We start from the raw sequence: 10,954 nt of genomic DNA on the forward strand, positions 1-10,954 counted from the left end.
AAGACGTCAGGTAAAGCTTAAGGGCCTGACTCCGGTAGAGTACCGGGATCAGGCCCTTGAGGTAGCCGTGTAATGGTTACTATTTAATGCGTCCAAGTTTCGGGGCGCAGTTCAGAGTTGAGCGGGGGCTCTTTCACATCGTGCTACGGGGTTGGGTTCTCAACGCCCTGTGTGTTGTCGTGCTGCGTCGTGCTGATATGTTGTCGTGCTATTGGTGGGATTCGTCGGTATTTGGCCGGAATCCCAACCACCTCTAGGACGGTGTGCCGACCCTAGCGGGCCGATTCGTTCTGCGTTTCTTCTTCTCGCAGGGCCAGGGTGCAATCGGGGCAGTAGCCGGTCACCTCGACCACGTGCTCGAGCTCCGAGAAGCCGTACTTCTTGCCCATGGTCAGTGCCCAATCCTCGAAATCGGGAGCTTCCAGCTCGATGGCGGTGCCGCATCGGCGGCAGAGCAGGTGGTGGTGGTGTTCCTTGGCCCGGCAGTGGCGGTACAGGGTTTCGCCATCAACGCCCTTGACCGAGTCGAGTTCGCCGGCGTTGGCCAGCGACTGCAGCACACGGTAGGTGGTTGCGAGGGAGACCTGTTCCTTGCGGTTTGCGAGAGTGAGGTGCAGATCCTGTGCCGAAATAAAATCGCCGAGCTCTTCCATCGTGGCCTTGATGATGCGGCGCTGACGTGTGTTGCGAGCTTCGGCGGGCTTCGTAATTCTCCGAACGGGAATATGAGTGTCCATTGATGAACCTTTCGGAGCGGATAACCGCCCCCAATAGTCACGGTCGATCTTGTGTAAAGAACTGTACACTAAAGCCACATAGAAAGCCTCTGATTTGCACTTTGTCTCAAAAAGTGAAGTTTTTTGGGATAAGAAGAGAGCTGCAAGAGTAAACTGAAACACATGAAGCTAACGAAGTACACCCACTCCAGCGTCCGCATCGAGAACGACGGACACGTCCTGGCGATTGACCCCGGTAATTTTTCCCCCGAGGGAGAGCACGCCGAGGCCCTGCAGGGCGCGGAGTACCTGTTCATTACCCACGCCCACCCCGACCACTTTCACGCCCCCTCGGTACTGCCGATTATTGCCCAGCGCATCGCAGAGGGTAACCCTCTGAAGATTTGGACCGTTCCCGATGTCGCCAAGGTCATTCTGGAAGCCTCTCCCGAGGCTGAGGTGACCGTTGTGGAGGCGGATACCGAGTTCGCCATCCCCGGCTTCGACGTGAAGACCTTCGGCGGTCAGCACGCCCTGATTCATCCGCTGATTCCCGTAATCCGCAACGTCGGCTACCTGTTCAACAACAGCCTGTACCACCCGGGTGACTCCCTCGTTGTGCCCCACCGTGTGAAGGCGCAGACCGTTCTGGTACCGATTCACGCGCCCTGGTCGAAGGTTCAGGAAGTCATTGATTTTGTGATTGCAACCGGCGCGCAGCGCGTGGTCCCGATTCACAACGGCATGATTAACGCCAACGGTACCGGCATTATCGAGGGGCTGGTGACGAACTTCGGTGGCAAGTACGGTACCGAGCTGAAGCACCTGAACCCCGGCGAGAGCATTGAGGTTGAGGACTAACCCTCATCCCCGTACTACCCGTTCTGCCGCTCACACGTTCACCGCGTGGGCGGCGGAATAACATCAAAGGAGATAGCATGAGCACGATTTTTACCAAGATTATTGACGGCGAGATTCCCGGCCGATTCGTCTGGAAGGACGATCAGTGCGTGGCGTTCATGGACATCATGCCCCAGTCGGAAGGTCACCTGCTGGTGGTTCCCCGCGCCGAGATTGACCGCTGGCCCGACCTGCCCGAAGACCTGGCCGCGCACCTGTTCTCCGTGGCGCACAAGATTTCCGGCGCCCTGGACGACGCCTTCGATAAGGACCGAGTCGCGCTCATGATTGCCGGCTTCGACGTGCCGCACACCCACATCCACCTGTTCCCCGCGGACGGCATGGCTGAGTACGACCCCGCCAACGCCAAGAAGGATGCCACCGCCGAAGAGCTGGATGCGGCCGCCGAGAAGGTACGTGCCGCCCTGCGCGAGCGCGGCCACGGCGAGTTCGTGCCGGAGGCGTAAGCGCCCTTTACAGCGCATATAAACACGACAGCGCGTATAAACACGAAGGAGCCGCCCTCTACAGTTCTGTAGAGGGCGGCTCCTTCGTTAATATATCCCGTTGCTATATCCCGGAGGGAAAGAAGCTTAGTGCTTTTCAGCCTTGGAGATCTGTTCAGCCAGGTCCTCGGGGGAGAGGTTAGCGGAGGAGAACTCGGGGGTTAGCGGCAGGTGCAGCTGCAGGCCGGTACCGGGGCAAATTTCGACCTTTGCCGAACGCAACTTGAAGTCGACCACGTGGCCGCCCTGAACGCGCTCATCATCGATAAAGTGGGCGTGGCAACCGGGCACCGAGATACCCTGCTCGTAGATCGGGGTGCGGAAGCCAACAATCGTGCCGGTCACGTTATCGAACTGGACAATGTCCTCGTTCTCGGTGGCCGCAACCATCTTCGGGTAGGGCTTCTCCTGCTTGATGACGGTGCGGGTGCGGACCCATTCGAACTCGCCGTAAATCTTGATGGCGTACATGTAGTTCTTGGAGACGGTGAAGTCATCCAGAATCTGCGAGGCAGACTTACGGAGCAGGTTCTGCGGTAGTTCGCGCTTGATCATGGGCACGAAGTTGGTGACCACGGCGTAGGGGGTCTGCTGGCGCAGGTCGGGCAGGGATACGGAGCCGTCGTGACGCACCTGGTAGCAGACGCCGTCGAGGACGACCATTTCGCCGTCGAGGCCGTTGAAGGTACCCACGCCAAAGTTGCCGTGGCTCAGGAGCTCACCGATGGTCATTTCGCCATCGTAGATACCGTCCAGCAGCTGGGACATGAGGCCGGTCTGAAAAACTTCGTTACGAAAAACGGTTTCACCGTTTAGGATGGTCGGCTGATATGCCATGGTATTTCTCCTCGTTGACAGTTGATACGCGGCGTCAGACGGGTCGGTCGGTCATCGGCGATGCTCGCCCAGGGATGCGTGAGAGTGCTTTGGGAGGGCGGCGGGGAGAACACGGCGTATGGTGTCGTTTCTCGCGGAATTCGTAGGTGCCGCCGGCCGGGCGCGCGCACCTTCTATTTTACTCCTCTTCGCTTTTTGCGTTCAGGAAGGGAGCTCTAACATACATCGTTTGTGCCCGAGTGGACAGAAGTGAGCATAGAAAATGCTGGCGCCCCTCCCGGTTGCACGACGTAAGTAGGAGGAGCGCCAGCACCTTTAGGTTAATCCTTAGAGTCGCTCTAAGCGCAAGTCACAGGCTTGAACCAGGGATAACGATTCAGCACGCGGGGCCTCGCGAATTCCCAAAACCTTATAACCTGAACGGGTGACAGATGCCGCGGCGCACGCGAATCGCATCAGGGCCGGTAGGGGGGCGGGTTAAACGACTGTTCCCCGCGCACCTCACGGGTGTGCGGGGAACAGCTACAGGCTAGCTACTGAAATAGGGTAGCTCTTAGACGCCGTAGTACAGCTGGTACTCGAGCGGGTGCGGAATCAGCGAGAGGGGCTCCAGCTCGTTCTTACGCTTGTAATCAATCCAAGCCTGAATCAGATCCTCGGTGAACACGCCACCCTCGAGCAGGAAGTCGTGGTCAGCCTCGAGAGCTTCCAGAGCGGCCTCCAGGTTAGCGGGAGCCTTCTTGATGTCCTTGGCTTCCTCGGCGGGCAGCTCGTACAGGTCCTTGTCAATCGGGGCGGGCGGCTCGATGCGGTTGCGGATGCCGTCCAGACCAGCCATCAGCTGAGCTGCAAACGCGAAGTAGGGGTTAGCCGAGGGGTCGGGCGCGCGGAACTCGAGGCGCTTAGCCTTCGGGTTGGTGCCGGTAATCGGAATACGGATACCTGCCGAACGGTTACCCTGCGAGTACACCATGTTCACAGGAGCCTCGTAGCCGGGAACCAGACGCTTGTAGGAGTTCACGGTCGGGTTGGTGAAGGCCAGAACAGCGGAGGAGTGCTCAATCAGACCGCCGATGTACCAGCGAGCGATGTCGGAGAGGTTGGCGTAGCCGCGCTCGTCGTAGAAGAGGGGCTCACCGTTCTGCCACAGCGACTGGTGGCAGTGCATACCCGAACCGTTATCGCCGAAGACGGGCTTGGGCATGAAGGTCACGGACTTGCCCCAGGCATCTGCGGTGCCCTTGATAACGTACTTGAACTTCAGCAGATCGTCAGCGGCCTTGGTCAGGGTGTCGAACTTGTAGTTGATCTCTGCCTGGCCGGCTGCGCCCACCTCGTGGTGGCTACGCTCGACCTCGAGGCCAACCTCGTCCAGAGCCACGCACATTGCGTCACGCAGGTCAGCCTGCTTGTCGACGGGGGAGACGGGGAAGTAACCGCCCTTGACGGGGGTCTTGTTGCCCAGGTTGCCGCCCTCTTCCTTACGGCCGGTGTTCCAGGGAGCCTCGTCAGAGTCAATCTTGTAGAACACGGAGTTCGGCTCGACCTGGTAGCGCACATCCTCGAAGACGAAGAACTCAGCCTCGGAGGCGAAGAACGCGGTGTCTGCAATGCCGGTGGACTGCAGGTATGCCTCGGCGCGCTCGGCAACGCCGCGGGGATCGCGGTGGTAGGGCTCGCCGGTACGGGGGTTCACGATGGAGCAGATGATGACCAGGGTCTTCTCAATGCGGAAGGGGTCAACGTATGCGGACTGAACGTCGGGAATCAGCTGCATGTCAGACTCAGCAATACCCTGGAAGCCGCGAATGGAGGAACCATCAAAAAGCTGGCCATTGACGAAGAAATCGTCATCAATCGCCTTGGCGGGCAGGTTGAAGTGCTGCTGCACGCCGGGCATGTCGGTAAATCGAATGTCGACGAAGACTACTTCTTCGTTCTTAATGAAATCGAGGACTTCCTGGGGGCTGGTAAACATGAGGACTGCTCCTTGTTTGATTGAGTGCGGAGGAGGAATAGTAACCCGCCGCGACACCTCAACCTGTTTGTCTAGTGTCGGTTTCGGGCGAATCACGAATCACCCGGACATATCCAGCATAGTAGGTATTTTTTTCGGGTGCATGACTAACGTGTTTCGTCAATGTTACAAATTTAGGAAACAGGTAACATCTCTGTTTTTTCTGTGTCTCATCTTTCACGCCCGGCGGCAACGGAACGCTACCGGCAATAACGACCCCGGGTACGACGAAGGCCCCGACCCTCCGCGGGGAGAGGTCGGGGCCTAGCATTGCCTAGCGGCCGCGCATCGCGCGACGATCGGGGCGCGCACGCATCGGGTCGACGCCCTTGGGCAGACCGTTCATCGGGTTGCGCATGTGGTTCAGGGTCTTCAGACGACCACCCACCGCCTGCACTTCCTGCTGGGTCAGAGCCTTGGGCAGCTTGTTCATGGTCTTCACGACATCCTTGAGCTCCACCTGGCCCTCATCGTGGCCGGTCTCAATCACGTGCACGGGCACGCCGGGAGCCACACGGTTCAGGTGCTTCTTCTCGGTGTTCACCAGGACATTCACGCGGCTGTGGGGACCTTCGGTCACCAGCACGATGCCGGGGCGGCCCAGCGCACGGAACACCATATCCTGGTTGCGGTTAGCGGCCACCGGCTGCTCCTCAACCTGCCAGCCGCGACGCACCGAGTTCATGGCTGCACCGCTTCGGCCGGGCTGACCCTCAATCTGCGAGAAGGCGGCGGCCTCCGCGCGACGGCTCAGAATCAGCATAGCCACAACGGCGGCGGCACCCAGACCCAGAATAAGGAAGGTAATCCAGTTACCCAGGGCAACGCCGATGAGGATAAAGACCAGGAGAGTGCCCAGGGCGGCCAGGCTCAGAATCCAACCAATATTCGGGTCGGATTTCTTGGTCATCTGGTAGACCTGCTTCATCTGGGCGAAGGTGCCCGGAGTGCGTTCCTTCTTCTTTTTCTTCTCTTCGCGCTTATCTGCCACGATTCTTCCTCGGTGGTTCTTCCGCGGTCCCGAGGCGCCTCAAACGCTCACGGAACCATAGTGACGTAACGATGCAGTGTGCCTGCAATTTATCTAGTTTACCCTACCCGCACAATGGCCGGGGCATAAGGGAAGGCTCCCCGAACACCAGCTGAATACCGGTTTGGGGAGCCTCCACGCTTCAGACGGAATCCGAAACGGCTTAGTAGCCCGCAGCCACCAGAGAGGAGGCTTCCTGCAGAGCAGCGCCCTCACTCTCGATGTGAGCCAGGTTCTCGGGGATGGGGTAGCCGTTCTTGCGCATCGCGCGAGCCCACAGGCGACCCGCGCGGTAGGAAGAACGAACCATCGGGCCGGCCATAACGCCGGCGAAGCCAATCTCCTCAGCCATGTTTGCGAAGTCCACGAACTGCTGCGGCTTCACCCAACGCTCGATGGGGTGGAAGAGCGGGCCGGGGCGCAGGTACTGGGTGAGGGTAATGATGTCACAGCCGGCATCGTGCAGGTCGCACAGCGCCTCGTAAATCTCGTCGTCGGTCTCGCCCATGCCCAGAATCAGGTTGGATTTGGTGACCATGCCGCCTTCCTTAGCCTGGGTGATGACATCCAGGGAACGCTCGTAACGGAACGCCGGGCGAATCTGGCGGAAGATACGGGGAACGGTCTCCAGGTTGTGGGCGAACACCTCGGGCTTCGCGTCAATCACCTTCTGGACGTGCTCGGGAACACCCTTGAAGTCGGGGACGAGCATCTCGACGCCGGTGTTCGGGCACATCTTGTGAATCTGGCGGGTGGTCTCTGCGTACAGCCACGCACCGCCGTCTTCCAGATCGTCACGGGCCACGCCGGTCACGGTAGCGTAGCGCAGACCCATGACCTTCACGTTCTTTGCCACCTTGAAAGGCTCAGCGTAGTCCACAGCGACGGGCTTACCGGTCGCAATGTTGCAGAAGTCGCAACGACGGGTGCACTCGGAGCCACCAATCAGGTAGGTTGCCTCACGGTCCTCCCAGCACTCGTAGATGTTGGGGCAGCCGGCCTCTTCACACACGGTGTGCAGACCCTGGCCACGAGCCAGCTCGCGCATCTCGTTGTACTCGGGGCCGACAATGGCCTTGGTCTTAATCCAGTGAGGCTTCTTCTCGATGGGAGTCTCGGCGTTGCGAGCCTCCACGCGCAGCAGCTTGCGTCCGTCAGGCTTGGTGCTCAAAGGTCTTCTCCTTGGGTTCGACGTGCCCTCTGCTCAATCGGGCCACGTCCTATTCTACGCCCGGTGCGGCGTAAGTGTAAGTGAGTTTAATATATGACGTATAGGTGACGAACCGGCCGCTTAGGCGCTGACCGGCTCGAAGGATTCGGCCAGGCGGTCCTGGTACTTCACCAGCTCGGCCTCCAGCGGCTCCAGGATTTCGGCGGGGGTAACGGTGCGACCCAGCTGCTCAGAAATCGAGGTGACGCCCGCATCGCTAATGCCGCAGGGGATGAACTGAGCGAAGGGCTCAAGATCGTTGCAGCAGTTGATGGCGAAGCCGTGCATGGTGGTGTTACGCGAAACGCGCATGCCCAGGGCGGCGATCTTCTTATCCTGGGTCTTGCCATCGCCCAGAATCCACACACCGCTGCGGCCCTCGACGCGCTCACCCTTGATACCCAGGCCCGCCAGGACGTTGATGATAATCTCCTCGACAATGCGCACGTAGGCCACCACGTCGATGGGTTCGGGTAGGCGAAGGATGGGGTAGGCGGTCAGCTGGCCCGGACCGTGCCAGGTGAGCTTGCCGCCGCGGTCAATCTTGACGACCGGGGTGGATTTGTCTGCGGGGTACTCGTGGTCTTCGGTGCGCTTTCCGGCCGTGATGACAGGCTCGTGCTCCAGTAGAAGAATGGTGTTCTGGCGGGTGCGGTTAGCCACCTCATCATGGATGCGGTACTGGTCCTCGAGGCACTCGACATAGTTCACATAGTTCGGGGCGAAGCCCACTCGTTCAATAGTCACAGACATACCTCTACTTTAGACCCGCGGATGAGCTGATGAAAATTAGTTCGCCCTGAATCATATGATGAGCGAACACGGGGTGACACAATACCTTGTGTACTGGTAGGTGAGCGGTGCTGAAGACTAGGGCTCAGAGGTTTAATTTTATCTTTGGGTATTTAATGAAATTATTTAGTGTAATTTGATAGTATTAAGCCATGAATAACGATGAAGTATTCCCGCTCGAAACCATCGGAAACCCCGCCGTGGGCACCCTGAACATTGTCGATTGTCCCTTAGAGATGCGCGTCGAACCGGCTCTGCGCCCGGGGCGCTACACTCGGCGCATCTTCAAGATCCCGGGGAAATCGATAACCCCGAGGCCCGCAAACGGTCCAGGACTCGCGCGGCTCTGCGGGATGAGCGGCCCCTCGGGCGAGGACAACACGGTGAGCCTCTACTACGAACCGCTTGATGCGGGAACCCTGGACCGGCTGCTGGCCCTGCGCCCGCTAGAAATCGAAGAGCTCGTGACCCTGGCCCGCTCCCTGCACGAGGCCATCGAGACCCTGCGCGAAGCGGGGGAGCGGTACGGAGTAATCTCCGCCGAGTACGTGGGACTCACGGCCGGAGGCAAGCCCCGACTGCTGCTCCCGGAGAGCTCCTTTATTGCTGCGGAACCCGCTCCCCAAAAGAACGCAGAACCCACAAGCTACGCGTGGGCGGGCGAGTACGTGCGCTCCGCCGCAGCCCTGCTATGGCGCGCCGCCTGCGGGCACGACCCCGAACCGGCCGAGGCCCGCGTGCCCCTCAGTCTGCGCCTCGGCCCCGGAACAAAAACCGAAGCCGACCGGGGCGCCGATTGGAGCACCGACCGGGCCCGAAACCTCGGCCGTGCCCTCGAGTACCTGCTGGATGCCCCCGCCGCCCGGCTGGCCCGCATCGGTCTGAACCCCGTGCTTGATCTTGACCTCGACTCCAGGCCCATTAACGTGTACCTCAGCTGCTCCGAACGGGCCCGGATGCTGATTCCCGCCGCTCCGGAACGAGAGGATAGTGCGCGGGACACCCCGCTCGAGAAGACCCGAGAAAAGGTCCGCAAGTTCTTAGAAACCCGCGGGATGGTGACACAACGCGGAAAGTTGGGGAGGCACACCCCCGGGAGAGCCCGCCCACCCGCTACCCACCTCGCCCGACGGCTCGTAAACGCCGACACGGGAGCTGACAAGAAAATCGCCAAAGGCCTGCGGCTTAACACCCCGATGCGGCTCGGGGCCACCGCGCTGACCCTGGCCGCGCTTGCGACCTCTGCCGGCATGCTGACTCTCAACGGGGGAGAGGTAGAAGCCTCGGCTCAGGTGCACGCCGCCTCCGGTGAATCCCCCACGGCACGCGATGCTCCCGACGTATCGGCGGCGGGGGAAGAGGTGCGCGAAAACCCAGAGGCGGTGCTGAGGGCTCTTCTCGACCAGCGCAACCGCGAACGCCGCGCCCGAGGCGGCGCCGAGCTCATTCTCGAAAGCATCGAAGATTCCGCCGGAGGCGGGGAAGACCTGCGCATCGTCGCGGTGGTTTCGGCATCGGGATACCGGCCCAGCGCTGAGGAGAAGCAGGCCCGCAAACTCAGCGAAGAAAATGGGATCACCCGCCAAAAAGTTATTTTCGAACTGCACCGTGGAGAGCAAGGCTGGGAAATCGTCCGCGCCGAACCCGTATAACCGCGGCTTTGCGGGGATACAAAAGCGGCGGCCCCACCCACCGAAGTGGATGGGGCCGCCGCTTTTACGCGCCTCCGGAAAAACCGGGGGAGCTACGCTCGGTTACCCGTCAGGGTATCGCCACAAGGAAACTTCCTTGAGCCTGTGCAGGTCTTAGAGACCCAGCTCGGACTCGAAGTTTGCCTCCTCCAGGCGGGTCTTGACGGTGCGCAGGAAGCGACCTGCGTCTGCACCGTCGACCACTCGGTGGTCGTAGGTGAGGGACAGGTAGCACATGGAGCGGATAGCGATAACGTCGTTACCGTCTGCATCCTGGATAACCATGGGGCGCTTCACGATCGAACCGGTACCGAGGATTGCAACGTTCGGCTGGTTGATGATCGGGGTGTCGAACAGTGCACCGAAGGAACCAATGTTGGTGATGGTGAAGGTCGAACCCGACAGCTCCTCGGGGGAGATGTCGCCGGTACGTGCGCGGCCACCCAGGTCGGCGATAGCCTTTGCCAGGCCAGCAATGCCCAGGTCGGAAGCGTTCTTGATGACGGGAACCAGCAGACCCTTGGGGGTGTCCACAGCAATAGCGATGTTCTCGGAGCCGTGGTAGGTAATCTGCTTGTAGTCCTCGGTCATGGAAGCGTTCAGAGCGGGGTGCTGCTGCAGAGCCTCAGCGGTTGCCTGGACGAAGAAGGGCAGGAAGGTCAGCTTTGCGCCCTCGCGAGCAACGAAGCCGTCCTTAGCCTTTGCACGCAGCTGGACAACGCGGGTCACGTCAACCTCGGTGACCTGGGTCAGCTGGGTGGAGATGTCCAGAGACTCGCGCATACGCTTTGCGATGACCTGGCGGATGCGTGCGGTCTTCTCGACGGTGCCACGCTTGGGGGAAACCTCGAAGGTGTGCGGTGCCTTTGCGGAACCAGCAGCCGGAGCGGCAGCTGCAGCGGGAGCAGCAGCGGCGGGAGCAGCGGAACCCTTAGCGGCGATAGCAGCCTGAACATCCTGCTTGCGGATGCGGCCACCAACACCGGTGCCCTTCACGGTGGACAGGTCGATGCCGTTGTCCTTAGCGAGCTTACGGACCAGCGGGGTCACGTATGCCTCACCCTCAGCAGCTGCCGGAGCGGCAGGTGCGGCGGGAGCTGCGGGAGCTGCGGGAGCCGGAGCGGCGGGAGCAGCAGCAGCGGAAGCGTCACCGATGATAGCCAGAACCTGGCCAACCTCTGCGTCCTCATCCTCGGGGATGCGGATCTCGAGCAGGGTACCTGCAACGGGGGAGGGAACCTCGGTGTCAACCTTG

The 10,954-nt window shown here is 60.5% G+C and carries 11 protein-coding genes; 4 read left to right on the forward strand and 7 right to left on the reverse strand.

Annotated elements, in window-relative coordinates:
* Window positions 1–73 (forward strand): integrase core domain-containing protein (locus HMPREF2674_RS09675; protein ID WP_371441257.1); only part of this gene is annotated, 73 nt, incomplete at its 5' end.
* 199 nt (window positions 74–272) lie between these two features.
* Here the strand turns inward: HMPREF2674_RS09675 and HMPREF2674_RS06390 are convergent.
* Entirely contained in the window at window positions 273–737 is a 465-nt protein-coding gene (locus HMPREF2674_RS06390; protein ID WP_049333273.1) for a Fur family transcriptional regulator, read from the reverse strand.
* A gap of 162 nt (window positions 738–899) precedes the next feature.
* Between HMPREF2674_RS06390 and HMPREF2674_RS06395 the strand changes: the two genes are divergently transcribed.
* Together HMPREF2674_RS06395 and HMPREF2674_RS06400 are read left to right on the forward strand one after the other, a co-directional pair.
* Window positions 900–1,577, forward strand: a complete 678-nt coding sequence (locus tag HMPREF2674_RS06395; RefSeq protein WP_070825167.1) for an MBL fold metallo-hydrolase — start codon at window positions 900–902, stop codon at window positions 1,575–1,577.
* Window positions 1,578–1,654: 77 nt separating this feature from the next.
* On the forward strand, window positions 1,655–2,083 hold the full coding sequence (locus tag HMPREF2674_RS06400; RefSeq protein ID WP_070825169.1) for an HIT family protein: 429 nt from the start codon (window positions 1,655–1,657) through the stop codon (window positions 2,081–2,083).
* 126 nt (window positions 2,084–2,209) lie between these two features.
* Here the strand turns inward: HMPREF2674_RS06400 and budA are convergent, their stop codons facing one another.
* From budA to lipB, 5 genes are all read right to left on the reverse strand, one after another.
* Window positions 2,210–2,959 carry an acetolactate decarboxylase gene (gene budA / locus HMPREF2674_RS06405; RefSeq protein ID WP_049337825.1) on the reverse strand — a complete coding sequence of 250 codons (750 nt, stop codon included), beginning with the start codon at window positions 2,957–2,959 and terminating at the stop codon, window positions 2,210–2,212.
* A 553-nt stretch (window positions 2,960–3,512) separates the two neighbouring features.
* Entirely contained in the window at window positions 3,513–4,937 is a 1,425-nt protein-coding gene (gene glnA / locus HMPREF2674_RS06410; protein ID WP_049342797.1) for a type I glutamate--ammonia ligase, read from the reverse strand.
* A gap of 313 nt (window positions 4,938–5,250) precedes the next feature.
* Entirely contained in the window at window positions 5,251–5,967 is a 717-nt protein-coding gene (locus HMPREF2674_RS06415) for a DUF4191 domain-containing protein (protein ID WP_049333265.1), read from the reverse strand.
* A 202-nt stretch (window positions 5,968–6,169) separates the two neighbouring features.
* The gene (gene lipA, locus HMPREF2674_RS06420) at window positions 6,170–7,177 is read right to left on the reverse strand and encodes a lipoyl synthase (RefSeq protein ID WP_049333262.1); all 1,008 of its coding nucleotides are present in this window, start codon (window positions 7,175–7,177) and stop codon (window positions 6,170–6,172) included.
* A 120-nt stretch (window positions 7,178–7,297) separates the two neighbouring features.
* The gene (gene lipB, locus HMPREF2674_RS06425; RefSeq protein WP_049342798.1) at window positions 7,298–7,969 is read right to left on the reverse strand and encodes a lipoyl(octanoyl) transferase LipB; all 672 of its coding nucleotides are present in this window, start codon (window positions 7,967–7,969) and stop codon (window positions 7,298–7,300) included.
* Window positions 7,970–8,391: 422 nt separating this feature from the next.
* On the opposite strand from lipB, the gene HMPREF2674_RS06430 reads away from it, so the two are divergent.
* Window positions 8,392–9,660: a peptidase gene (locus HMPREF2674_RS06430; protein ID WP_141761811.1), complete on the forward strand. Its 1,269-nt coding sequence runs from the start codon at window positions 8,392–8,394 to the stop codon at window positions 9,658–9,660.
* A gap of 153 nt (window positions 9,661–9,813) precedes the next feature.
* Here the strand turns inward: HMPREF2674_RS06430 and sucB are convergent.
* The coding region (sucB, locus tag HMPREF2674_RS06435; RefSeq protein WP_070825174.1) for a 2-oxoglutarate dehydrogenase, E2 component, dihydrolipoamide succinyltransferase at window positions 9,814–10,954 on the reverse strand (1,141 nt) is incomplete at its 5' end.

The sequence above is a fragment of the Rothia sp. HMSC062F03 genome (assembly GCF_001836905.1).
Taxonomy (GTDB): domain Bacteria; phylum Actinomycetota; class Actinomycetes; order Actinomycetales; family Micrococcaceae; genus Rothia; species Rothia mucilaginosa_A.